This window comes from Enterobacter sp. 5-4, from assembly GCF_000612205.1.
GTDB classification, from domain to species: domain Bacteria; phylum Pseudomonadota; class Gammaproteobacteria; order Enterobacterales; family Enterobacteriaceae; genus Enterobacter; species Enterobacter roggenkampii.
On the sequence record NZ_JFHW01000006.1, the window covers coordinates 41,609 to 66,955 of the forward strand.

22 protein-coding genes are annotated in these 25,347 nt (G+C 56.7%); 13 read left to right on the forward strand and 9 right to left on the reverse strand.

The window, feature by feature from the left end:
- The first annotated feature begins 13 nt into the window (after positions 1-13).
- From AA74_RS0101600 to AA74_RS0101615, 4 genes are all read left to right on the forward strand, one after another.
- Complete coding sequence (locus AA74_RS0101600) at positions 14-2,044, forward strand: alpha-amylase (protein ID WP_025910526.1); 2,031 nt, start codon at positions 14-16, stop codon at positions 2,042-2,044.
- Positions 2,045-2,227: 183 nt separating this feature from the next.
- Complete coding sequence (gene avtA / locus AA74_RS0101605) at positions 2,228-3,484, forward strand: valine--pyruvate transaminase (protein WP_023294831.1); 1,257 nt, start codon at positions 2,228-2,230, stop codon at positions 3,482-3,484.
- A gap of 303 nt (positions 3,485-3,787) precedes the next feature.
- The gene (locus AA74_RS0101610; protein ID WP_025910528.1) at positions 3,788-4,945 is read left to right on the forward strand and encodes a collagen-like triple helix repeat-containing protein; all 1,158 of its coding nucleotides are present in this window, start codon (positions 3,788-3,790) and stop codon (positions 4,943-4,945) included.
- Between the two features lie 90 nt (positions 4,946-5,035).
- Positions 5,036-6,754 carry a ShlB/FhaC/HecB family hemolysin secretion/activation protein gene (locus AA74_RS0101615; protein ID WP_025910530.1) on the forward strand — a complete coding sequence of 573 codons (1,719 nt, stop codon included), beginning with the start codon at positions 5,036-5,038 and terminating at the stop codon, positions 6,752-6,754.
- On the opposite strand, the gene AA74_RS0101620 is transcribed toward AA74_RS0101615, so the two are convergent.
- Entirely contained in the window at positions 6,738-7,193 is a 456-nt protein-coding gene (locus tag AA74_RS0101620) for a 4Fe-4S dicluster domain-containing protein (RefSeq protein WP_025910532.1), read from the reverse strand. The two genes, AA74_RS0101615 and AA74_RS0101620, sit on opposite strands and share 17 nt — an antisense overlap.
- A 3-nt stretch (positions 7,194-7,196) precedes the next feature.
- A complete protein-coding gene (gene yiaJ, locus AA74_RS0101625; protein ID WP_021242452.1) occupies positions 7,197-8,015 on the reverse strand; it encodes an IclR family transcriptional regulator YiaJ in 819 nt (272 codons plus the stop codon).
- A 224-nt stretch (positions 8,016-8,239) separates the two neighbouring features.
- On the opposite strand from yiaJ, the gene yiaK reads away from it, so the two are divergent.
- From yiaK to araD, 8 genes are all read left to right on the forward strand, one after another.
- Positions 8,240-9,238: a 3-dehydro-L-gulonate 2-dehydrogenase gene (yiaK, locus tag AA74_RS0101630; RefSeq protein ID WP_025910535.1), complete on the forward strand. Its 999-nt coding sequence runs from the start codon at positions 8,240-8,242 to the stop codon at positions 9,236-9,238.
- Positions 9,239-9,248: 10 nt separating this feature from the next.
- On the forward strand, positions 9,249-9,716 hold the full coding sequence (locus AA74_RS0101635; RefSeq protein WP_023294828.1) for a YhcH/YjgK/YiaL family protein: 468 nt from the start codon (positions 9,249-9,251) through the stop codon (positions 9,714-9,716).
- Between the two features lie 151 nt (positions 9,717-9,867).
- Entirely contained in the window at positions 9,868-10,794 is a 927-nt protein-coding gene (locus AA74_RS0101640; protein ID WP_023294827.1) for a DUF4862 family protein, read from the forward strand.
- 43 nt (positions 10,795-10,837) lie between these two features.
- Positions 10,838-12,157 (forward strand): MFS transporter, encoded by a 1,320-nt coding sequence (locus AA74_RS0101645; RefSeq protein ID WP_025910539.1) that lies wholly within the window; start codon positions 10,838-10,840, stop codon positions 12,155-12,157.
- 95 nt (positions 12,158-12,252) lie between these two features.
- The gene (locus tag AA74_RS0101650) at positions 12,253-13,758 is read left to right on the forward strand and encodes an FGGY-family carbohydrate kinase (RefSeq protein WP_025910541.1); all 1,506 of its coding nucleotides are present in this window, start codon (positions 12,253-12,255) and stop codon (positions 13,756-13,758) included.
- Positions 13,755-14,408, forward strand: coding sequence for a 3-keto-L-gulonate-6-phosphate decarboxylase UlaD (gene ulaD, locus AA74_RS0101655; RefSeq protein ID WP_025910543.1), 654 nt, complete (start codon positions 13,755-13,757; stop codon positions 14,406-14,408). Before AA74_RS0101650 ends, ulaD begins: the two co-directional genes overlap by 4 nt.
- A gap of 2 nt (positions 14,409-14,410) precedes the next feature.
- Positions 14,411-15,271, forward strand: a complete 861-nt coding sequence (locus AA74_RS0101660; RefSeq protein WP_025910545.1) for an L-ribulose-5-phosphate 3-epimerase — start codon at positions 14,411-14,413, stop codon at positions 15,269-15,271.
- Complete coding sequence (araD, locus tag AA74_RS0101665; RefSeq protein WP_025910547.1) at positions 15,265-15,960, forward strand: L-ribulose-5-phosphate 4-epimerase; 696 nt, start codon at positions 15,265-15,267, stop codon at positions 15,958-15,960. Before AA74_RS0101660 ends, araD begins: the two co-directional genes overlap by 7 nt.
- A gap of 87 nt (positions 15,961-16,047) precedes the next feature.
- Here the strand turns inward: araD and AA74_RS0101670 are convergent, their stop codons facing one another.
- Positions 16,048-16,788 carry a MipA/OmpV family protein gene (locus AA74_RS0101670; RefSeq protein ID WP_025910549.1) on the reverse strand — a complete coding sequence of 247 codons (741 nt, stop codon included), beginning with the start codon at positions 16,786-16,788 and terminating at the stop codon, positions 16,048-16,050.
- Between the two features lie 120 nt (positions 16,789-16,908).
- On the opposite strand from AA74_RS0101670, the gene AA74_RS0101675 reads away from it, so the two are divergent.
- Positions 16,909-17,871 carry a LysR family transcriptional regulator gene (locus tag AA74_RS0101675; protein WP_008502735.1) on the forward strand — a complete coding sequence of 321 codons (963 nt, stop codon included), beginning with the start codon at positions 16,909-16,911 and terminating at the stop codon, positions 17,869-17,871.
- Here the strand turns inward: AA74_RS0101675 and aldB are convergent.
- The 6 genes from aldB to AA74_RS0101705 all read right to left on the reverse strand — a co-directional run bounded on the left by aldB (position 17,868) and on the right by AA74_RS0101705 (position 25,020).
- The gene (gene aldB, locus AA74_RS0101680) at positions 17,868-19,406 is read right to left on the reverse strand and encodes an aldehyde dehydrogenase AldB (RefSeq protein WP_023294820.1); all 1,539 of its coding nucleotides are present in this window, start codon (positions 19,404-19,406) and stop codon (positions 17,868-17,870) included. The two genes, AA74_RS0101675 and aldB, sit on opposite strands and share 4 nt — an antisense overlap.
- Before the next feature lie 86 nt (positions 19,407-19,492).
- Complete coding sequence (gene selB / locus AA74_RS0101685; protein ID WP_025910550.1) at positions 19,493-21,340, reverse strand: selenocysteine-specific translation elongation factor; 1,848 nt, start codon at positions 21,338-21,340, stop codon at positions 19,493-19,495.
- On the reverse strand, positions 21,337-22,722 hold the full coding sequence (gene selA / locus AA74_RS0101690) for an L-seryl-tRNA(Sec) selenium transferase (RefSeq protein WP_025910551.1): 1,386 nt from the start codon (positions 22,720-22,722) through the stop codon (positions 21,337-21,339). Before selA ends, selB begins: the two co-directional genes overlap by 4 nt.
- A gap of 103 nt (positions 22,723-22,825) precedes the next feature.
- Complete coding sequence (locus AA74_RS0101695) at positions 22,826-23,434, reverse strand: glutathione S-transferase (protein WP_008502731.1); 609 nt, start codon at positions 23,432-23,434, stop codon at positions 22,826-22,828.
- Positions 23,435-23,524: 90 nt separating this feature from the next.
- A complete protein-coding gene (locus tag AA74_RS0101700; RefSeq protein ID WP_021242439.1) occupies positions 23,525-24,661 on the reverse strand; it encodes an HlyD family secretion protein in 1,137 nt (378 codons plus the stop codon).
- A 2-nt stretch (positions 24,662-24,663) separates the two neighbouring features.
- Entirely contained in the window at positions 24,664-25,020 is a 357-nt protein-coding gene (locus AA74_RS0101705) for a DUF3302 domain-containing protein (protein ID WP_008502729.1), read from the reverse strand.
- Positions 25,021-25,347 lie beyond the last annotated feature (327 nt).

Here is a 25,347-nt window from a genome sequence, read left to right on the forward strand (position 1 = left end):
ACAGGAACCTGGAATGAAACGCACCGCAATAGCCTTTCTGATGTTACCCGCACTGGCACATGCCGACTGGTCATCGCCGGGGTTTGACGCATTTCGCGCCGAAGGCACCGGGATTTTCACCAGCCAGGCAAAGCTTGCGAAGGGTACGCGTCCTCTTACGCTCAGTTTTGACAAGACGTGCTGGCAGCCCACAGGCGCGATAAAACTCAATGAGATGCTGTCGCTCAAGCCCTGTGACGGTACACCGCCGCAGTGGCGCCTTTTCCGCGACGGTAAATACCAGATGCGAATCGATACACGCTCCGGCACGCCCACGCTGCTGCTGGCGGTTCAGAGCGCGACAGAACAGCCGGTGGCCAACGTTATCCGCCAGTGCCCGAAGTGGGACGGTAAGCCGCTGACGCTGGACGTCAGCCATACCTTCCCGGAAGGCTCCGTCGTGCGCGATTTCTACAGTAAACAGACGGTGACCGTACAAGGTGGAAAAATCACCCTGCAGCCAGCCGCCAACAGTAACGGCCTGCTGCTGCTTGAGCGCGCCGAAACCGACAGGCCGGCGCCGTTTAGCTGGCAAAACGCCACCGTCTATTTTGTACTGACTGACCGCTATGTGAATGGTGACCCGAGCAACGACAACAGCTATGGCCGCCACAAAGACGGCATGCAGGAGATTGGTACGTTCCACGGCGGGGATCTCAAGGGACTGGCCAGCAAGCTTGATTACCTGCAGCAGCTGGGGGTGAATGCGCTCTGGATAAGCTCCCCGCTTGAGCAGATCCACGGCTGGGTAGGCGGCGGCACCAAAGGTGATTTCCCGCATTATGCCTACCACGGCTACTACACCCAGGACTGGACAACGCTCGACGCCAACATGGGCACCGGGGATGACCTGCGTCAGCTTGTTGATGAAGCGCATAAGCGCGGCATTCGCATCCTGTTTGATATCGTCATGAACCACACGGGCTACGCGACGCTTGCGGACATGCAGGCGTATCAGTTTGGCGCCCTGTACCTGCAGGGTGATGAGCTGAAAAAGACGCTGGGAGAGCACTGGACGGACTGGAAGCCTGGCGCAGGCCAGACCTGGCATAGCTTCAACGACTACATCAACTTCAGCGACAAAGCCGCATGGGAAAAATGGTGGGGTAAAAAGTGGATCCGCACCGACATCGGTGATTACGACAACCCCGGCTTCGATGATTTAACGATGTCGCTGGCGTTCCTGCCCGACCTGAAAACGGAATCCACCGCCCCTTCCGGGCTACCCAATTTCTATCAACACAAACCCGATACCCACGCGAAAGCTATTCCGGGCTATACCCCGCGCGATTACCTGACCCACTGGCTCAGCCAGTGGGTACGTGACTACGGCATCGACGGTTTCCGCGTGGATACCGCGAAGCACGTTGAGCTTGCGGCCTGGCAGCAGCTGAAAGACCAGGCAAGCCAGGCGCTGGCCGCCTGGAAAGGCGCTCACCCGGACAAAAAGCTCGACAACGCACCGTTCTGGATGACCGGCGAATCCTGGGGTCACGGAGTGATGCAGAGCGATTATTACCGCCACGGCTTCGACGCGATGATCAACTTTGATTATCAGGAGCAGGCGGCGAAAGCGGTAAATTGCCTGGCCGATATGGATCTCACCTGGCAGCAGATGGCGGAGAAGCTGCAAAGCTTCAATGTGCTGAGCTACCTCTCATCACACGATACGCGTCTGTTCCGCGAAGGGGGCCAGCGCGCGGCGGAGCTGCTCCTGCTGGCACCGGGCAGCGTGCAAATCTATTACGGGGATGAGTCCGAGCGTCCGTTCGGGCCGACAGGCTCCGACCCGCTGCAGGGCACCCGCTCGGATATGAACTGGCAGGACGTCACGGGCAAGCAGGCCTTAACCGTCGCCCACTGGCAAACGCTGGGTCAGTTCCGCGCCCGCCACCCGGCGATTGGTGAAGGCAAGCAAACCACGCTGTCGCTGAAAGAGGGGTATGGATTCGTACGTGAACATGATGGCGATAAGGTGATGGTCGTCTGGGCGGGGAATCAGTAGATCATACCCCTCACCCTAACCCTCTCCCCATGGGGAGAGGGGAGAAGCTCCAGAACTATTCACTACACAAATCCACTCCCGCCCTATAAAACCACAAATCCGACCACACCACCCGATTTGCACCAACACGGTGCTAGCGTTATGGTTACCCACTTTCAAAATAAGCTCGACAGATCACCTGCTATGACGTTTTCACTTTTCGGCGACAAATTTACCCGCCATTCAGGCATTACTCGCCTGATGGAGGACCTCAACGACGGGCTGCGCACACCGGGCGCAATCATGCTCGGCGGCGGAAACCCGGCTCAAATCCCGGAGATGAATACCTATTTCCAGACCCTGCTCGCTCAGATGCTGGAAAGCGGCAAAGCAACCGATGCGCTTTGCAATTACGACGGCCCGCAGGGGAAAACCGAGCTGCTGGCACTCCTCGCCGAAATGCTGCGTGACGAGCTGGGCTGGGATATCGAACCACAGAATATTGCACTGACAAACGGCAGCCAGAGCGCGTTTTTCTACTTGTTTAACCTGTTCGCAGGACGTCGCGCGGACGGCACCACCAAAAAAGTGCTGTTCCCGCTGGCGCCGGAGTATATCGGCTATGCCGATTCCGGCCTGGAAGAGGATCTGTTCGTCTCTGCGCGCCCGAACATCGAGCTGCTGCCGGAAGGCCAGTTCAAATATCACGTCGATTTTGAACACCTGCATATTGGCGAAGAGACGGGCATGATCTGCGTATCGCGCCCGACTAACCCAACGGGCAACGTGATCACCGATGACGAACTGATGAAGCTGGATGCGCTGGCCAATCAGCACGGTATTCCGCTGGTGATCGATAACGCCTACGGCGTGCCGTTCCCGGGCATCATCTTCAGCGAAGCACGTCCGCTGTGGAACCCGAACATTGTCCTGTGCATGAGCCTCTCTAAGCTGGGTCTGCCGGGCAGCCGCTGCGGAATCATCATCGCCAATGAGAAAATCATCACCGCCATCACCAATATGAACGGCATTATCAGCCTTTCTCCGGGCGGCATTGGCCCGGCAATGATGTGCGAAATGATCAAACGCAAGGACCTGCTGCGTCTGTCGAATGACGTTATCAAGCCGTTCTACTACCAGCGCGTTCAGGAGACGATCGCGACACTTCGTCGCTATTTGCCGGAAGAACGCTGCCTTATCCACAAACCGGAAGGGGCGATTTTCCTGTGGCTGTGGTTTAAGGATTTACCTATCTCCACCGAACTGCTTTACCAGCGCCTGAAAAAGCGCGGCGTGCTGATGGTGCCGGGCGATTATTTCTTCCCGGGTCTGGATAAGCCATGGCCGCATACCCATCAGTGCATGCGCATGAACTACGTCCCCGACCCGGAAAAAATCGAAGCGGGTGTTAAAATTCTCGCCGAAGAGATCGAAAAAGCCTGGCAAGAAGGCAATTGTTAAAAATAAGGCTCTTCAAATGAAGAGCCTTATTTTTCCGTGATCTGAATCTTATATTAAGGATATATCCTGTAGCGCTTCATTTATCATTCCCATTGAGTTTTCTTAGGAATATTCCTTTAATTTAGGCTCGCTAACCACCCTCTCAATAATTAAGCAAAAATTAAATCTGCTAACTTATTGTTATTTTAAATAACCCTCTTCAACGCAGCAAAATACCTTCCTGAGTCGCTTTCATGCATATTTAAAAATACTGCATATACTCACTAATACGCCGCTCGGCGTTCTTTTGCGTGGAGTATTCATATGCTACCTAATAATGTTAGTCGCATCAGCGCTATTGCTGTTGCGGTACTGCTCGCGTTCTCTCTTTCTGCCTGTAGTGGAAGCGGTGGCGGATCTCACTCAACGGCCAAAAATAACCCTGCGACGGGAAGCAGCAGCGGCTCAGATGATGGAAGTGGCACAACCGCGAGCAATGGCGGTTCGGGCAGCAACGGATCGGGCACCGGAACGGGTTCTGGTTCAGGGTCGGGATCAGGTTCAGGCTCAGGCTCAGGCTCAGGAGGCAGTGGAGGAACCACTACCGCAGGCGTAAATACGATACTGGGTGATGCCGGTAAAACCGTGACCAGCGTCGGATCCACTGTGGATAGCCTCGGAAGCCAGCTTCCGACAAATAATCCCGTCACGTCAACCGTCTCAACCACCGTCAGCGGTGTTGGCAGTGCCGTGTCCACCGTGGGGACAGGCGTTACGACTGGCGTTGGCGATGCAAACAACCCGAACGGTGTGGGTACCACGGTTAAAGGCGTGACCACGTCGGTCACCTCCCTCGGCAATACCGTTTCAACGGTAGGCACGGGCCTGGCGAGTTCCACTTCCGGAACCCCGGTCAGCGGCGTAACCGGCCTGACGGGCAGCGTGGTAAACAGTACCGGACAACTGGTCAGTAACACCGGCACGGGTCTCACCAACACGGTAAGCAGCCCTGCTGTCACTCAGGTAACAACCGATACCACGACCCTGGCTAACAAGACGCTGGGCGGAGTACAAGGCGTGACGCAAACCGTAGGCACCACAACGGGTCTCGGCACACCGGTCAACGGTCTGCTGACTCAGGTGGGTGGCACCGTCAGCGGCGTGGGGACCAACATTAGCAGCAGCAATAGCGGGCTTAGCGGTGTCGGTCAGGTCGTTCAAAATGTCGGCCAGACGGTCACGGATAGCGGTACGCTAGTGAAACCCACATCAACCACCGGAGGCAGCGGCACAGGATCTCTGACGGCCGATGCCAATGTGACAGCCACAAACAATAGCCTGAGCACAACGGTCAATACCACCCTCAATACGCTGACTGCGGGTGTAACGGCCAATGCAGGCACAACCCAAAACACATCTACGACAAACCCGATTAACGGGCTCAACACGTTAACCTCGAGCCTACTGACGCCAAAACAGTAATCCTTTTACTGCCTGTCTGCGCCCTTGGTTCAGGGGCGCTTTATTCAGCGACATTTACCCCAACCGGGGATGACGAACAGGGATAGCGCGATGAAACACCACTTCCTTTTTTCGCTGACGGGGCTGGTTGTGCTGAGCATGGCCCGCGCCGATACTCTGCCCTCTATTATTAACCCCGATAACCCGGCGCAAGTTTCTCGTAACGTTGCCCCCGAACAGACTGAGGCCGCGCCACAGCCGAACGTCAAAATAGAAAAACCGAAGTCAACGCTGACGCCTGAAACGCCCATTACCATTCATCACATTCAGTTTATTGGCGGCACGCGTTATCCCTTGAAGGAATTACTTCAGCCCTTCAGGCCTTACGCTGGAAAAACCGTGCCGCTAAAAACGCTTACGGGGCTGGTAAACGATATTACGGAACGCTATAAGGCCGACGGTTTTCCACTCTCTTATGCCTGGCTGCCCGATAATAATTTCCAGCAGGGCAATATTAAAATTGTTCTGGTTGAAGGCTATGTCGCTCATAGCGACATCACCAGTAATAACCCGCACATCGCCGAACGTCTTAAACGTTTGTCCGAAAAAATCATGGCGGAAAAACCGCTGTCTCAGGATACGTTCGATCGCTACAGCCAGCTGATGACGCGCACCCCGAACGTTCCGGTTACGGCTAACGCGCAGCTGCCAACCAATATCTATGGCGCGGCGGCGATGCAAATCACCGGCAACCAGGAGCGGAGCTGGAATATCGCGTCGACGATTGATACCCGTAAAGGGCAAGATTTAATGATGCTGAACGGCACGCTCAGCAACATGACAAGCTATGGCGATCAGCTTGGCGTAGCCACGCTTGTGCCGTTAGATAGCAACACGCGAAAAAACTATGTCGGGCTCAACTGGCAGCAGTTTTTAAACGATGAAGGGCTGACGATGCAGCTCAAAGGCAGCTATTACCGTGAAGATCCGCGAGATTTTTCGCCCCTGCTCTCTTTGCCGAATAATATCAGCGTCGATTCGAAGCAAAAAACAACGCAATACAACGGCGGCGTGACGTTTGGCTATCCCCTGCTGCTGACGCAAAAATCACAAATTAATCTGACCAGCGGTTTTGATTACACCGACCGCCAGGATGATTATGCCCTGCAGGCCAGACTGCTGGGCAAAACCTATCGTCTGGACTCCGTCAACCAGCACGCGCGTTATCCCGCGCTGGAAGTGGGCATCAACGGTGCACATCAGTTCACAACCGCCAGCATCAGCGGCCGACTCAACGTGCGTCAGGGTATGGATGCGATGGGAGCCGATATCGTCTCGGCCCCCAGGCCCGATATTAATTTTACGCTCACGAAAAGCTATCTGGACGCAGCCTGGCTGTTTGCCGATAAGTGGCGGCTATCAACGTCCTGGGAGGGGGACTGGTCAAACAACACGTTGCCAGAACCCGAACGCGTTAGCTTCGGTGCCCAGCGGTTTGGCCGTGGATACCAGGACAGCGAAGCAAGCGGTGATTACGGCTATGGCGGGCAGGTAGAACTGCGCTATATCCAGATGCGAAAAGAGAGCACATGGCTTGCCACAATCCAGCCCTACATCCTGGCCGATACCGCGCAAACCTGGTTTAACACCTCCGGCTTGCCTCATCAGCGGCTCGGGTCAGTGGCGGCTGGCGTGATGGTAGGCGATACCCGCCACTATAGCATCACGGTTGAGGCGGCAAGACCCGTCGGGGATGTTCCGACAGACAGTCGCAACAGAGACTGGCGCTACAGTCTGACGTTTACGTGGAATTTCAATAAAATGCAGTAAGCCTTTCAGCCCGAATACTGGCAGGATCAACGCAGCGCAGCGCGTGGGTTGGACAGGCCTCCACGCAGGCCGGTCCGCCTTCGCGCTGCACACATAAATCACATTTCAGCGCTTGTGCCCTGCTTCCCACCAGCCGTACCTGCATCGCCCCAAACGGACAGGCGACCATGCAGCTTTTACAGCCAATACAGCGCGTCTGCTCAACAAGCCAGGCGCCTGCCGTAAGGCTGATGGCATGGGTTGGGCAGACATTGGCACAGGGGGCTTCCTCGCACTGATGGCAACCCACCGCCGTAGTGTAGGCGTCCCCCTTCACCACCCGCAGGCGAGAGGTAAAAGCCTCTGCGGTGAAGTCATCCTGATGCGCGACCGCACAGGCCACTTCACAGGTGCGGCACCCGATGCATTTTTCCGCATCCGCCATGATAAATCGGTTCATCTGTTACGCCTCGCGTACGTTAAAACCCAGCTCTTTTGAGATAGCCTCTGCCGTTTCGCGCAGCGGCTTGAGCAGGTTCTTCTCGCCCACCTGCTTCATGCGCGACGTCGATAGCGAGATAGAGATCGCATACGGAACGCGGCCGTGAATATCAAACACCGGCACGGCAATACAGGAGACGCCCAGCTCGTTCTCTTCTTTGTCCATCGCCATGCTGCGGTCGCGAATTTCCGCCAGTTCATCATACATGGCGCTCAGTTCAGTGATGGTGTTGCGCGTCAAAGGTTGGATCTGTTCCTGATGGCTTTCCCAGTAGCTTGCCACGTAATCCTGATGGCCAAACGCCATGTAAATCTTGCCCATCGCAGAGCAGTAGAGCGGCATATGCTGGCCAATATAGGCGCGCGTGCGCAGCATACCGGTTGTCGGTTCGAGCTTATAAATCAGGATGGCGTGGTCATCTTCCCGGCTGGAGAAGTTCACCGTCTCGCCGGTCGCAATGTTCAGCGCTTCGAGGTGCGGAGCGGCCACATGAATGATATTCAGCGACGACAGCGCCTTTTGCCCGACGGCGATAAATTTGGTGGTCAGGCGATAGCTGCCCGCGGCGGGTGCCGGGGTCACGTACCCGCACGACTGTAGCCCCTGCAGCAAGCGGTGCACGGTGCTCTTATTCAGCCCCGCCAGTTCCGATAAATGTGCAAGCGGACACCCGTTCGGATAGTTGCTGAGGATCTCAATCAGCATCAGGCCGCGAAACAAGCTCTGGCTGCCTGCTGGCCTCTCTTTTTCTTGCGTCATTTCGCTCTCTTTCATGCTCATTACATGGCTCCTGTTTAGCGCGCCCTGATGGTAGCGCAAAGTGTGGGTCAGTTCACGATCTCAACAGAAAAAACACAACCAGTTGATTTTAATCGATTTTGAAAAACATGAATGTCGTTGATCTGACAAAATTTGATCGCTATATTTGAAATCAGATTTCGCATAGTGGAATTTAGCGATAAAAAAGCACTCACACTTGCCCTTAAAAGAACAGGAGAACAGGGATGAAAGTGACCTTCGAAGAGTTGAAAGCGGCGTTCAATCGGGTTCTGCTCGACCGCGGCGTGAAAGCGGAAACCGCAGACGCCTGCGCCGAGATGTTTGCCCGCACCACGGAATCCGGCGTCTATTCGCATGGTGTAAACCGTTTCCCGCGTTTTATTCAGCAGCTTGATGCAGGGGATATCATTCCTGACGCCCAGCCCAAACGGGTGATGACATTAGGCGCCATCGAACAGTGGGATGCGCAGCGCTCCATTGGCAACCTGACGGCGAAGAAGATGATGGATCGCGCCACCGAGCTGGCGTCCGATCACGGCATTGGTCTGGTGGCACTGCGTAACGCGAACCACTGGATGCGCGGCGGCAGCTACGGCTGGCAGGCGGCGGAGAAGGGCTATATCGGCATTTGCTGGACCAACTCGATTGCCGTGATGCCCGCGTGGGGATCAAAAGAGTGCTGCATCGGCACAAACCCGCTGATCGTTGCCATTCCGTCGAACCCGATCACCATGGTCGACATGTCGATGTCGATGTTCTCCTACGGCATGCTGGAGGTGAACCGCCTGGCCGGGCGCGCGTTGCCGGTAGATGGCGGCTTTGACGACGAAGGTCACCTCACCAGAGAGCCGGGCGTGATCGAGAAAAACCGCCGTATTCTGCCCATGGGCTACTGGAAAGGGTCCGGCTTATCCATCGTGCTCGATATGATCGCCACCCTGCTCTCAAACGGATCTTCCGTCGCGGAAGTGACCCAGGACAACAGCGACGAGTACGGCGTATCGCAGATCTTCATCGCCATTGAGGTGGATCGCCTGATCGATGGCCCAACCCGCGATGCCAAACTGCAGCGCATTATGGACTTCATCACCACCGCCGAACGCGCGGATGAAAATGTCGCCATCCGTCTGCCAGGGCATGAATTTACCCGTTTGCTTGAAGAGAACCGCAGCAACGGCATCACGGTTGACGACAGCGTGTGGGCGAAAATCCAGTCTCTGTAAGGAGTGGGCCATGATATTCGGACATATTTCCCAGCCAAATCCGTGTCGCCTGCCGCGGGCGATTGAAAAAGCCCTTCATTTTCTGCGCACGACGGATTTCACCACCCTGGAGCCAGGCGTAGTAGAAATTGAAGGTCGCAACATTTTTGCCCAGGTTCTCGACCTGACAACAAAGGATCTGCACGAGAATCGCCCGGAAGTGCATCGCCGCTATCTGGATATCCAATTCCTGGCCTGGGGTGAAGAGAAAATCGGTATCGCTATTGATACTGGTAATAACGAAATAAGCGAATCATTGCTGGAACAGCGCGATATTATTTTTTATCACAACAGTGAAAATGAGTCGTTTATCGAAATGATACCCGGCAGCTATGCCATATTTTTTCCGCAGGATGTGCACCGTCCTGCCTGTATTAAAAACAAGGAAACCACAATTCGTAAGATTGTGGTGAAAGTGGCAATCAGCGAATTAGATTAATTTTCTGATATACCCTAAATAATTCGAGTTGCAGGAAGGCGGCAAGAGAGTGAATTCCCAGGAGCTTACATAAGTAAGTGACTGGGGTGAACGAGCGCAGCCAACGCACATGCAACTTGAAGTATGACGGGTATAAATACAGGAACGCGAAATGACTAATACCGGTTTTATTATTGGTGCGTACCCCTGCGCACCCTCGTTTCACCAGAAAGGGGAACAAGAAGAACAAACCTTCTGGCGTGAACTTTCCGACACGCCGAATATTCGCGGGCTGGAACAGCCTTGCCTTGAAAATCTTCACCCCCTTGGTGACGAATGGCTGTTCCGCCATACCCCGGGGGACTGGCAAATCGTGGTCACGGCAGTTATGGAAACCATGCGGCGCCGCGGCATCAACGGCGCGTTTGGCCTGGCCTCGGCTGACGACGCGCAGCGTAAAGCGTGCGTGGACTTTTACCGACATTTGCACAAAAAAATTAACGCTGTGAATACCCGCTTCCCGGGGAAAGTGATTGCTCTTGAGATGCAGGCGGCCCCGCAGGCGGGCAATGCCTCGGTCGAACAAGCCACCGACGCGTTTTCCCGCTCCGTCCGTGAAATAACAAGCTGGGACTGGGGCTGCGACCTGGTGCTGGAACACTGCGATGCCATGACCGGCGTCGCACCCCGTAAAGGCTTCCTGCCCTTAGAGCAGGTGCTGGAGGTGGTGAAAGACACGGATATCAGCGTCTGCATCAACTGGGCGCGGTCGGCCATCGAAGGCCGTAACACCACCCTTCCGCTTGATCACGTTCAGGCCGCGCTTAATGCCGGGAAACTGGGGGCCTTGATGTTCTCGGGTACGACCACCAGCGGCGAGTACGGTGAATGGCAGGATCTGCACGCGCCATTTTCTTCCTTCTGTGCCGACAGTTTGATGTCCACTGAACGTGCAAAAGCACTCTTTACTGCGGCGAGCGCCGCAACGTTGAAATTCTCCGGTATTAAATTACTGGAAATAAATGCTAATGCTGATGTCAGCCATCGCATCGCCATTTTGCGCGACGGTATCAGCGCAATGAATAAAGCAACGCAATAACAATAAGAAAAGTTTATTCCGGTTACCTACTGAGAGATTAACTATGAATATTTCTACTCATGCTCTACATGCGGACATTCCGCGCCAGCGCTGGCTAAGAATCATTCCTCCTATTCTTATCGCCTGTATTATTTCATATATGGACCGCGTGAATATCGCGTTTGCAATGCCGGGAGGTATGGACGAAGAATTAGGTATTACCGCCACCATGGCAGGCCTCGCGGGCGGCATATTTTTTATCGGCTATCTGTTCCTGCAGGTACCCGGCGGCAAGATTGCGGTGCACGGTAGCGGCAAGAAATTTATCGGCTGGTCACTGGTCGCCTGGGCGGTGATCTCGGTGCTCACGGGTCTCGTGACGAATCAGTACCAGCTGCTGGTGCTGCGCTTCTTACTCGGCGTGGCGGAAGGCGGGATGCTACCCGTTGTGCTCACCATGATCAGCAACTGGTTCCCGGATGCCGAACGCGGTCGCGCCAACGCAATTGTGATCATGTTCGTACCCATCGCCGGGATAATTACCGCCCCGCTGTCGGGATGGATTATCACCGCACTTGACTGGCGCTGGCTATTCATCATTGAAGGTCTGATGTCCATTGTTGTGCTGGTGCTCTGGGCATTCACGGTCTACGACCGTCCGCAGGAAGCCCGCTGGATCTCAGCGGCCGAGAAAAACTATCTGGTGCAAACGCTGGCGGCTGAACAGCAGGCCATCGCCGGAAAAGAGGTGAAAAATGCCTCGCTCAGCGCGGTGCTGTCTGACAAAACCATGTGGCAGCTGATCGCCCTGAATTTCTTCTATCAGACCGGGATTTACGGTTACACCCTCTGGCTGCCGACCATTCTGAAGGAGCTGACGCACACCAGTATTGGTCAGGTGGGGATGCTCGCCATCCTGCCCTACATCGGCGCCATTGCGGGCATGTTCCTGTTCTCCTCGCTTTCTGACCGCACCGGCAAGCGCAAGCTGTTTGTCTCCCTGCCGTTGATTGGCTTCGCGCTCTGCATGTTCCTCTCCGTTGCCCTGAAAGCAAACATCTGGCTGGCCTATGCCGCACTGGTGGGCTGTGGTTTCTTCCTGCAATCCGCCGCGGGGGTGTTCTGGACGATACCGGCAAGACTGTTTAGCGCCGAAATGGCAGGCGGCGCGCGCGGCGTGATCAACGCCCTGGGTAACCTCGGTGGCTTCTGCGGCCCGTATGCCGTTGGCGTGCTGATCACCCTGTACAGCAAAGATGCAGGCGTCTACTGCCTGGCCGTTTCACTCGCGCTGGCGTCGCTGCTGGCCCTGCTGTTGCCGGCGAAATGCGATGCCGGGGCAGAGCCCAATCCCACGGTAAATCCCCATAAGCGTGCGGCCTGATGCCCTCACCACAGCCCTCTCCCACGGGGAGAGGGAGAAAACCGAACAGTAGGCCGGGTAAGCGAAGCGCCACCCGGCAATTAAGCGAGATGAAGATGAGTGAAAAAGAGCCCTTCTGGCTGGGTATCGATTGTGGCGGTACTTATCTAAAAGCCGGTTTATACACCCGCCAGGGCAAAGAAGTTTGTATCGAACGCCGCTCCGTTGCCACGCTCAGCCCGCGAGCGGGCTACGCCGAGCGGGATATGCATCAGCTCTGGCAGCACTGCCACGCCACCATCGCCGCGTTGCTCAAGAATGCAGGCGTAAACGGCAACCAGATCAATGGGGTCGGCATTTCTGCGCAGGGTAAGGGGCTGTTTCTGCTCGATAAACAAGACCAACCGTTGGGCAACGCCATCCTCTCCTCCGATCGCCGGGCACTGGAGATTGTGCAGCGCTGGCAGCAGGACGGCATTCCCGAAAAACTCTACCCGCATACGCGCCAGACGCTGTGGACCGGGCATCCGGCCTCGCTTCTGCGCTGGGTCAAAGAGAACGAGCCGCAGCGGTATCAGCAAATTGGCTGCGTGATGATGGCGCACGACTATCTGCGCTGGTGCCTGACCGGCATGAAGGGCGGTGAAGAGAGCAACATCTCCGAGTCCAATCTCTACAACATGAATACCGGGCAGTATGACCCGCAGCTTACGCGCTGGCTCGGGATCAGCGAGATTGACGGCGCCCTACCGCCGATTGTCGGTTCAGCAGAAATCTGCGGGGAAATCACCGCTCAGGCAGCCGCCCTGACCGGTCTCGCGGCGGGCACGCCCGTCGTGGGGGGACTGTTTGATGTGGTTTCCACCGCGCTCTGCGCCGGACTGCAGGACGAGCACACGCTGAACGCCGTGATGGGCACCTGGGCCGTCACCAGCGGGATCGCCAGTGCGCTTCGCAGCAACGAACCCTTCCCCTACGTTTATGGCCGCTACGTGCATCCGCAGCAGTACATCGTTCACGAAGCCAGCCCGACCTCGTCCGGCAACCTTGAGTGGCTCACCGCGCAGTGGGGCGACATGTCGTTCAGCGAGATCAACCACGCCGTCGCCAGCCTGCCGAAAGCCGAAAGCGATGTGTATTTCCTGCCGTTCCTCTATGGCAGCAACGCCGGGCTGGAGATGACCAGCGGTTTCTACGGAATGCAGGCGCTACACACGCGCGCGCACCTGCTACAGGCGGTTTATGAGGGCGTGGTGTTCTGCCACATGACCCACCTCAACCGCATGCTCGAGCGCTTTACCCACGTGCATGCCCTGCGCGTGACGGGTGGCCCAACCCATTCGGACGTATGGATGCAAATGCTCGCGGACGTCAGCGGACTGGCGATTGAACTGCCGCAATTGGAAGAGACCGGCTGTTCCGGCGCGGCGCTGGCCGCCCTGGTCGGCACCGGCGTGTATCCCGATTTCCATGCGGCGCAATGCGCCCTCCGACACGACATTCGTGTCATTGAGCCTGACATGCGCGCCCATGAGGCCTATCAGCGCAAGTATCAGCGCTATCAGCTACTGATTTCAGCACTACAGGGCTATCACGCCCGAGTTAAGGAGAACAACCTATGAGCCGACCATTACTGCAGCTGGCGCTCGACCATACCTCTCTTCAGGCCGCGCAGCGTGATGTCGCGTTGCTTGCCGATCACGTTGATATCGTCGAAGCGGGCACCATTTTGTGCCTGACCGAAGGGCTAAACGCCGTGCGCGCCCTGCGCGAGCAGTGCCCGGATAAAATCATCGCTGCGGACTGGAAAGTGGCCGATGCCGGAGAAACCCTGGCAGAGCAGGCATTTGGCGCGGGTGCAAACTGGATGACCATCATCTGCGCCGCCCCGCTGGCCACCGTTGAACGCGGCCACGAGGTGGCCCTGCGCCGCGGGGGAGAAATCCAGATGGAGCTCTTTGGTCACTGGACGCTGGACGATGCTCGCGCATGGCATCGCATCGGCGTGAAGCAGGCCATTTATCACCGCGGACGTGACGCACAGGCGAGCGGCCAGCAGTGGGGTGAGGAGGATCTCGCAAAAATGAAAGCGCTCTCCGAGATCGGTTTGCAGCTTTCTATTACCGGCGGCATCACCCCCGCCGACCTGCCGCTGTTTAAGCAAATCAACGTCAAAGCCTTTATTGCCGGACGCGCGCTGGCAGGCGCCGCCAATCCGCCGCAGGTGGCACAGGCATTCCATTCGCACATTCGCGACATCTGGGGAGCGTAACCATGCGTCAGCATCCGTTAGGTATTTACGAAAAAGCGCTGCCAAAAGATCTCTCCTGGCCCGAGCGGCTGGTACTGGCGAAAAGCTGCGGGTTCGATTTTGTCGAGATGTCTGTCGATGAAACCGATGAGCGATTATCACGCCTCGACTGGAGCACCACGCAGCGCGCCTCTCTGGTGGAAGCGATGCTGGAAACCGGCGTGGCGATCCCCTCTATGTGCTTGTCTGCACACCGTCGCTTCCCGTTTGGCAGCCGCGATGAAACCGTGCGCGAACGCGCCCGTGAGATCATGAGCAAAGCCATCAGGCTGGCGCGTGATTTAGGCATTCGCACCATCCAGCTTGCCGGGTATGACGTCTATTACGAAGCGCATGACGAGGGGACGCAACAGCGCTTTGCCGACGGGCTGGCCTGGGCCGTGGAGCAGGCCGCCGCCGCACAGGTGATGCTGGCGGTGGAGATCATGGACACCGCGTTTATGAACTCCATCAGCAAATGGAAAAAGTGGGACGACATGCTCGCCTCACCGTGGTTCAGCGTTTATCCGGACGTTGGCAACCTGAGCGCGTGGGGTAACGACGTCACCGCCGAGCTGACGCTGGGCATTGACCGCATTGCGGCTATTCACCTGAAAGATACCCAACCCGTCACCGCACAAAGCCCCGGACAGTTCCGCGACGTGCCGTTTGGCGAGGGCTGCGTCGATTTCGTTGGCGTGTTTAACACGCTGCATCAACTGAACTATCGCGGCGCATTTCTGATTGAAATGTGGACCGAAAAAGCAAAAGAGCCGGTGCTGGAGATTATCCAGGCGCGCCGCTGGATTGAAGCCCGTATGCAGGAAGGAGGCATGACATGCTAGACGAACTTAAAGCCGAGGTACTGGCAGCAAACCTGGCGTTGCCCGCCCACCAGCTGGTGACCTTTACCTGGGGCAACGTCAGCGCGGTTGACCGCGAAAGCGGCATGATGATCATTAAACCGTCCGGTGTGGAATACGACGTGATGACGGCGGAGGATATGGTGGTGGTGGATATCTCCACGGGCCAGGTTATTGAGGGGAATAAAAAGCCCTCTTCAGACACGCCTACCCATCTTGCGCTGTATCGTCGTTACCCGGAGATTGGCGGCATCGTGCATACCCATTCGCGACACGCCACTATCTGGTCCCAGGCGGGGCTGGATTTACCGGCCTGGGGCACCACGCACGCGGACTATTTCTACGGAACCATTCCCTGCACGCGCCTGATGACCTCGGCAGAAATTGCCGGGGAATACGAATACCAGACGGGTGAAGTGATCATCAAAACCTTCGAGGAGCGCGATCTTAGCCCGATGCAGATCCCGGCGGTGCTGGTCCACTCCCACGGCCCGTTCGCCTGGGGTAAAGACGCGGCCGATGCGGTTCACAATGCCGTGGTGCTGGAAGAGTGCGCCTATATGGGCCTGTTCTCACGCCAGCTCGCGCCACAGCTTCCGGTTATGCAGCAGGAGCTGCTCGACAAGCATTATCTGCGTAAGCACGGGGCGAATGCCTACTACGGGCAGTGATCGGGCATTGAGATGGGCTTTAAGGAACAGCAGTGCAGGCAAGATCGTAGGCCGGGTAAGGCAACGCCGCCACCCGGCTGTAACGCATCAGAAACGCCAGGTCAGGCCGATCATCAGCGCGAAGCTGTCGTCGCGGTCGATCATCGGGCTGTTCTTCACGTCGTCAGGCAACACGGTGTAGACCGCGCTGGCGTTAAGATACAGCTTCTGGGTTAACTGATATTTAGCCGCCAGGCCAACGTATGGCGTCCAGCTGTCGCCGGCGGTGTATTGATCCAGTCCGGAGCGGCGAGACTCGCTACCGGATACGCCGTAGTAGTAGTCGTTATAGCTTTCGTCGCTGTAGAACACACCTACGGAAGGCGTCAGGGTCAGGCGCTCCATTTTGATCGGACGGAAGTACGATACTTCGCCGATCACGCCGCCGCTTTCATCCGTGGCATCACCAGAGACCGCCACTTTCAGCGACCCCCAGCTTTCGTGGCGGTAGTACGCCCCACCGAGGAAGGCGGACGCTTTACGCTCATCCAGCTGCTTCATCTGATGATCGTCGTTATCGTCAGGGTCGAAATGCAGCGGCATCCACGTTGCGGTCAGGCTCAATTCATTTTTTGCATCTTTCCACAGGATCCATCCGCCCGTGGTCTGGCGAACGTAGAAACGATCGCCTTCGTAGCTAATCAACGGTACTGCGGTCGTATTTTCGTTATAGCCTTTGTAAGGAGACTCATTAAATACAGCCCCCGCACCAAGTGAAAATTCACCGGCCATGGCAGACGTTGATGCAAATAACGTGGCAGCGATCAGTAAATTGTATTTAATAGTCATTCCATGTAATCCATATATATGCCAAACAAGCGAGGCGCATAATAATGGTTACAAAATTGCCAATGCAACGCTGCGGTTTATATAATATTATATATAAAATCATATAGATGGGTGTGCATAATGAGTACATTACAGCTAAAACCACGCGAATTAAAAATTATCTCCGTCATTGCAGCCACCCACAGCATTGGTGATGCCGCCGCCCTGCTGGGTATGGCGCAGGCCAACGTCAGTAAATATCTGTCTGATTTTGAAACGCGGGTTGGGCTCAAGGTTTTTGAGCGCACCACGCGGCAGCTGGCCCTGACCCAGTTTGGTGAAGCGTTACTCCCCTACGTGAATGCCACGCTGGATAAGAACAGCCAGCTTGTTAATTTCATTGCTGATTATAAGCATGAAAAGCGCGGAAAAGTGACGATCTATGCCCCAACAGGTATCGTGACCTACCTCGCGCGACACGTGATCCATCAGATAGAAGACATCGGCGACATCCGCATCTCCCTGAAAACCTACAATCTGGACCGGAATGAATTTTCAGAAGGCGTTACCTTTCCGGATGACTGCGACATTTTAATTACCTATGCTCAGCCGAAAGACGAAAGCCTGGTGGCCAGCGTGTTGACACAATATTCCGTTACGGCCTTCGCAACCGTAGAATATTTAAATAAACATCCCTTAACCGGACCTGAAGATTTAATTAATCACTCCTGTATTCTCATTGACTCCATGCTGGTCGATGAAGCCAACATCTGGCGTTTCCGCGTGCACGGCAGCGATGACGTGCATGACTACCGGGTGACCGGTAATTATATTTGCGACAATACGCAGACGGCCCTGGAGCTGGCAAGAAATAATCTTGGGATTGTTTTTGCGCCAAAAGAGAGCCTGAAAAAAGAATTAACGAAAGGCATGCTCGTCCCCTGCTTCCCGCATCAGGAAGAGTGGTGGCTCGACCTGACGGCCATCTTCCGCAAACGCGAATACCAGCCCTGGCGCGTGCAATACGTTCTGGATGGCGTACTGAACTGCCTGCGCCAGCAAATTGCTCAGGCCGCCCACGGACGGCCTGAGCTGGGCGATTAGAATAGCCCCAGTGGCTTATCGGAATAGCTGACCAGCAGACATTTGGTCTGCTGGTAATGCTCCAGCATCATCTTGTGGGTTTCACGCCCGATGCCCGACTGCTTATAACCGCCAAATGCCGCGTGTGCCGGATAGGCGTGATAGCAGTTGGTCCAGACGCGCCCGGCCTGAATGCCGCGGCCCATTTTATAGGCCAGATTACCGTTGCGGCTCCAGACGCCTGCCCCCAGGCCATACGGCGTGTCGTTGGCAATCGCCAGCGCCTCCTCCATCGTTTTAAAGGTGGTCACGGCCAGCACCGGTCCGAAGATTTCCTCCTGGAAAACGCGCATGGTGTTCTGCCCGAACAGGATCGTCGGCTCAAGGTAATACCCGTCCTGCAGATCCCCTCCGAGCACCTTACGGCGTCCGCCGGTGAGAATATCCGCCCCCTCCTTCTTGCCGATGTCGATGTAGTTGAGGATCGTTTCCAGCTGTCCATGCGAGACCTGTGCCCCCATCTGGGTGACATTATCGAGCGGGTTACCGCTGCGGATAGACTCGACGCGGCGAATGGCCCGCTCCATAAAGCGCTCGTAGATGGATTCCTGCACCAGCGCGCGGCTTGGGCAGGTGCAGACTTCGCCCTGGTTAAACGCAAACAACGCAAACCCTTCCAGGGCTTTATCGAAGAAGGCATCCTCTTCCTCCATCACGTCCTCGAAGAAGATGTTCGGGGATTTCCCGCCCAGCTCGAGGGTCACCGGAATGATGTTTTGCGTGGCGTACTGCATGATCTGCTGGCCCACCTCCGTCGACCCGGTAAACGCCACTTTGGCAATCCGTTTTGAGGTGGCCAGATATTCCCCTATCTCCCCGCCCGCACCGTTGACCACGTTAATCACGCCCGGCGGCAGCAGATCGCCAACGATTTCCATCAGCAGCAGGACCGAGAGCGGGGTCAGACGCGCCGGTTTGAGCACAATACAGTTTCCGGCCGCCAGCGCGGGCGCCATTTTCCAGCTCGCCATCAGCAGCGGGAAGTTCCACGGAATAATTTGGCCTACTACCCCCAGCGGTTCGTGGAAGTGATACGCCACGGTGTCGTTGTCAACTTCGCTGATCCCGCCCTCCTGCGCGCGAATACAGGAGGCAAAATAGCGGAAGTGGTCGATAGCCAGCGGCACGTCAGCCGCCATCGTTTCCCGGATCGGCTTGCCGTTATCCCAGGTTTCCGCCGTCGCCAGCAGCTCCAGATTTTGCTCCATCCGGTCGGCGATTTTGAACAGGATCGCCGCCCGGTCCTGCACGGAGGTGTGAGCCCATTTCTCTTTCGCTTTGTGCGCCGCATCCAGCGCCAGGTCTATATCACGCTTACCGGAGCTGGCAATCTCGCACAGCGGCTGGCCGGTAACCGGGGTCAGGTTGGAATAGTATTCGCCGTCGACGGGCGCGACCCAGTCGCCGCCAATAAAGTTGTCATAACGGGGCTTCAGCTTGAGGGGGAAACCATACTCGCCGGGCTGGATACGCGATGAGGGAGGATTGTTTGTCATGTCCGTCTCCTTGCTGTTGGTGTACAACAAGGGTAGTTCCGGCTGGCGATTTTCTCGCCAACCGGTAACGGTGTTTACGACGGAGGTCACGGAGTTTCAGGAAATAATAACGAATCGCGCAACAGATGATCGTTACCGCGGCGGCGGGTAAAGCCGATGCGGTTGAAATACTCCAGGATCTGAATCGCCAGCTTGCGGCCCACGTTCAGCCGATCGCGGAAATCCGCTGCGCAGGTCGAGCCGCGCGCCTGATCCAGCTCGCGGATCAGGTTGGCAAACGCCACAATGCGATCGTTACGGTAGTAACGATCTTTCACGATCGCGACGATTAGCCCCTGCTGCGCCGCATGGCGCAACACCTGCCGCATCAGCTGCTCTTCGGTATTCGTTTCGCGGGCCAGATCCCGAACCCACCACGGCTCATCGCCAAACAGCGGGGCTACTTTTTGCCATATCGCCTCCTGATCTGCGGTGAACCCGGCCTTGTGATCCGGCAGGTGCAGCCAGCCGTGGTGGCTTTTAATCACTCCGCTTTCGCGCATGTTTTCGATCAGCAGCAGCACCAGCGCATCGTCTTCCATCGGCAGCGCCATGCGTCGCAGACGCTCACGGCCCGGGCCTGGCTCGTCCTGATGCTGTTCGTGGTAAATCGCAAGCGTGTTCAGTATCTTACGCTGCCATTGCGCAGCAACCGGGGCATTGAGCAGGCTGTCTCCGGCCTGTATAAAGCCCGGCTCCTGGGTCAGCTGGCGTAAGCCTTCCCCGCTCAGCTGGCGTGCCCATGCAAAATCACGCAGACTCACCGCCCCGCGATCGAGGTGCACCCGCAGCGCGGCGTTATCCTCTTTGGCCTGCGCCAGCGCGGCCAGCCACTGCAGATATTCCGGCTTACGCTTGCCGCGTCGAGGTGGGTTAAGCGCCACCACGCGCGCCCCCGCCAGCGTTTCCCTTGCAGAAATGTCACGCAGTACCAGACGATCGTTGTCTGCCAGCCAGAGCGGCGAATCGAATACCAGCTCGGCAAGGTCGTTTTCCAGCAGCGACACGCGCCCGGTGATATGGCTGGCCGCGTGGTGAATATGCAGCGGCTGCCATTGGGTCAACGGCATGTGTGTCTGCAGGGAGACAATCACGCGTTCAGACGGTTCCGGCGGGGCATCGGCCAGCAGCCAGTCTCCGCGGTTCAGCTGCTCTTTTTCCGCATCCCCGGCAATGTTCAGCGCGATACGTTGTCCGGCGTGGGCACGGTCAGCGGGCTGGTTTTGTGCGTGCAGTCCGCGCACGCGCATCGGTTTATTCACGCCCGTCAGCCAGAGGGTATCTCCCACGCTGACTTCACCGCTCAGCGCGGTGCCGGTTACGACCAGCCCCGCACCTTTTACCGTAAAGGCCCGGTCGATCGCCAGACGAAAGCGGTGATGGCTGGCGTGAGCGCGTGATGAAAGGTGCTGCAAATGGTGGCGAAGTTCGTCGATACCACGCCCTTCTGTCGCCACGGTGACAAAAAGCGATGCGTCGGCAAAGCCATACTCCCGCAGTGTCGCCTGGACCGTTTCGCGCACCTCGCTGACGCGCGCGTCATCCACGCGATCGGCTTTGGTCAGCGCCACGGTCAGCTGCGGGTTGCCGGTCAACTGCAGGATCGCCAGGTGCTCGCGGGTTTGCGCCATCACGCCGTCATCGCAGGCCACCACCAGCAGGGCATGATCGATGCCGCCCACGCCCGCCAGCATGTTAGACAGAAACTTTTCATGCCCCGGCACATCAATAAAGCCCAGCACGCGGCCATCAGGCTGGGGCCAGTAGGCATAGCCCAGATCGATGGTCATGCCGCGCTTTTTCTCTTCCGGCAGGCGGTCGGCGTTTACGCCGGTAATCGCCTGCAGTAACGTGGTTTTTCCGTGGTCAACGTGACCGGCGGTGGCAATAATCATTTCAACAACATCTCCAGAAATCGCTCTTCATCTTCAAGGCAGCGCAGATCCAGCCACATTCGGCCGTCGTAAATCCGCCCGAGAACCGGCGTCGGCAGGCCACGCCAGCGTGACGACAGGGCGTCAAGATGGCTACCGCGCCCGTCACGCGGCGTGAACGTCAGCGCCTCACTCGGCAGCCTGTCCACCGGCAGCGAACCGCTGCCAATCTGCGACTGGCAGGGCTCAATGCGAACGTCAAAATCGGGGTAGTGCGGGGCGACGCGCGGCAGCAGTAACTCGGCCTGGGCGCGAATCGAGGCGGCATCCCGGCTTAACAGGCGCAGCGTGGGCAGGCGGTCGGCCAGTTTTTCCGGGTAAAGATAGAGCCGCAGCGTCGCCTCCAGCGCGGCAAGCGTCATTTTATCGGCGCGCAGGGCGCGCTTGAGCGGATGCTGCTGCAGCTGCGCAATCAGCTCGCGCTTGCCGACGATAATCCCGGCCTGCGGCCCGCCCAGCAGTTTGTCGCCGGAAAAGCTGACCAGGCTCACGCCCGCCGCAATCATCTCTTGCGGCATCGGCTCTTTTGGCAGCCCGTACAGGCTCAGATCCACCAGCGAGCCGCTGCCGAGATCGGCAATCACCGGTATATTCAATTCGCGCCCAATCGCCGCCAGCTCCGCCTCTTCAACCGTTTTGGTGAAGCCTTCAATATGGTAATTGCTGGTGTGGACCTTCATCAGCAGGGCGGTATTTTCATTCACCGCCGCGCGATAGTCTTTCGCATGGGTACGGTTAGTGGTACCCACCTCATGCAGCGTACAGCCCGCCTGGCGCATCACGTCAGGAATACGAAACGCTCCGCCAATCTCCACCAGCTCGCCGCGGGACACCACCACCTCTTTGCCGCTGGCGGTGGCCGCCAGCATCAGCAGCACCGCTGCGGCGTTGTTATTCACAATGCAGGCATCTTCCGCGCCGGTCAGCTGGCACAGCAGCTCCGCCAGCGCGCGGTCGCGGTGCCCGCGTCCGGCGCCGTCCAGATCGTACTCCAGCGTTACGGGCGCTTGCATGGCCTGCACGACTGCGGAAACGGCCTCTTCCGCCTGCTGCGCGCGCCCCAGGTTGGTATGCAGCACGGTTCCGGTCAGGTTTATCACCGGGCGTAATGCGCTTTGCGCCTTCTCATCCAGCCGCTGTTCAACTTCCTGCTCCCACGCGCTACACCAGGCGGGCAAGGCGTTTTCTGCCTGAATCGCGCATCGGGCTTCGTCCTGAAGCAGGCGTAACATTTCCACCGTCGCGGTATGGCCGAAACGCTCAGCAACAGCATGAATGCGGGGTTCGCGAAGAAGACGGTCGGTAGCGGGGATCTGGCTGTACAGCGAATGATGAGTAGTCATGAAGGCGCCTGGCGAGTAAATATCTTCCCCCCTCCCGACGGGAGAGGGAGTTAACATGTGGGGGGATTGTACCGCCTCCGACGGCGAAGTGTTATAACCCGCGTCAAGCCTTTGGTGGTTCGGTACGGGCAAAGCTCTCGCGGCTAAACAGCGTGTCTGCAAGCTTCACCAGCAGCGGACGGTCGACGCACCAGCCCGGGGAGACGTGGCGGAAGTTGAGATAACCAATCGCGCAGGCGATGGCGATGGTCCCCAGGTTCAGGCTGTCGGTGTCGATCTTTCCCTCCCGGATAAGCTGTTCACACCTGTCCAGGCTGCGGCTGATTTTTTCCCGCTGGCGTAACAGTTCCGTTTCCGACTGCTGGGCAGCGGGCCTTGCCTGTTCCCGTACGGAGGTTAACGCCGCATCCATAATACCGTCGGCCAGGGCTTCGACCTGCTTCACCGCCAGCGCCGCTTTTGGGTCTGCTGGCAGCATTGCCGGGGCAACGCCCAGCAGCTCGATATACTCCGCAATAATCGGGGAATCAAACCAGTACTCGCCCTCGTCCGTGACCAGCGCCGGGACTTTTCCCAGCGGGTTGTACTGCGCAACGCCGTTTTCCGCGTTGTAAGGCTGTTCATTCACGAATTCAAATTCAATCCCCTTCTCCAGCAGGAGAATCGAGATTTTTCGCACGAAGGGACTGGTGTAGCTGCCGATGAGTTTCATTGCCTGATCCTTAATGCCGGAAAAAAGTCAGTATGGATCAAGCGATGAAAAAAGGGCAGGTCTGCATGTCGCATTCCTGCCCTGGAAGGATTAGTGATCGAGGTAGAGGTAGTGCATCCAGCTGGTCATACGCAGCAGTACTTTACGCATGACCGAGACGTGGGCGAAGTGGTCCGAATAGACCGCCACCTGGGCATAGATACCGTCCGGCAGGGCATCGACTTCAGCGTCAGGGCTCAGCTCGATGATGGCCTGCACGCCATCCGTGCCCGGCGTGACCGTCAGAGACTGGAGCGCACCCTGCGCCTGATAGGTCCCCCCCGGCACCACCGGCAGAATTGCGGTGAGCTTCCCGGAGAATACCTGGCCCGGCAGGGCGTTAAACACCACTTCCGCTTCATCGCCCGGTTTCAGACGCAGCAGCGAGTTCTGGCGGAACTGGGCCACAATCTGACGCTTCTGTTCAGGAATGAAGACCATCACCGGACGCAGAGGCAGCGCGGCGGCATAGGTCCCCGGACGGATCAGCACCTGGGTGATGTAACCATCGCTCGGCGCACGCACCACGGTCTGGTCCAGGTTATATTTGGCTTCGGCAAGCTGGGCACGTAACGAAGCAATCTGTGACTGCTCGCCGTTCACCATGCTGTCTAACTGGCTTTGAATCTGCACCTGCTCAGCCACGGAGCCTTTCACCATGGCATCCTGTGCCAGATAGTTTTGCCGCGCGTTATCAATATCGCTTTCAGAGAAAGGATTCACCTTCGCCTGGCTGCCTTTCAGGTAGCGCTGATAATCTTTATAGAGGCGATCGCGCTCAGCGGAGACACGTGTGGTATTGGCAACCGCTTCCGACAGCTGCGCTTTCAGGTTATCGATATTGTGCGTCGCTGTCACCAGGTCAGCCTGGAGTCTGTCGACGCGCGCCTGGTAGCGGCCAGGATCCAGTTTAAATAACACTTCGCCTTTTTTAATAAGCTGGTTATTTTTATCCGTGACTTCACTGACCACACCGGTCACCTGCGGCGTGATTGGAATAGAAATAACCGCTTTTTGCGCCGTAAAGGTATACGGATGGTTATAGTTCATTAACAGAATAAGACCGGCAACAATAAATACGCCGCCTAATGTTGCGGTGGCAAGCGTCCACTGGTTGACCGGAATTCGGAATATTTTAAAAATGGCCCAGGCAAATGCCACGTAGGTCAAAATAATCAACAGATCCATGATTAGCGCTCCAGCGTGTTCTTATCAGCAGTGGGCTGTACTGCAGCCAGCTTTTGTTCGAGTTCCGCCACGCGTTTGGCCAGCGCATCCATGCCCGGAACTTCATCAGGCTTTGTGATGTGGTTTTGCATGCCCCAGCCGCGATCTTCGCGGTACAGCGTGGCCCAAATCCACAGGAATGGCCAGATGGCATGGAGTGTAAACAGGCTAATCCAGCCTGCCGTATGAATGGCATCGGCATGCGGATGGTTACGCTTTTTGGCCATATTATAAGGAATATCATGGATGGCGATGATTCCGTAAAAGAGAACCAGAAATACAAAAATCAATACGCCCAGCGCAAAATAGTTGAGAAACATATTCTCCTCACTTAAACAACGTCAACTCATTAAATTAATAAAACGGTACGCAACCTAATTAATTTTTTTATAAACACGGGGATGTGCTTACTATTTCCGAGCCGGGGAGTATGAGTTTTTATAATATCTCCATGCAAGTTTATAAGCGTGTCAAAATATATCCTGAATAATAATAGACTTAACCTTACAATATGAGCGTAATCCACCTTTTAACTTTTCGCCATACCACACATCAAAAGTGGTTTTTTAGCTTATCGTGTCGTGCCATATCATCCTGGCGCTGAAACGCGAAGCAGAGTTTGCCGCCGATCACAGCCGGAGAAATCT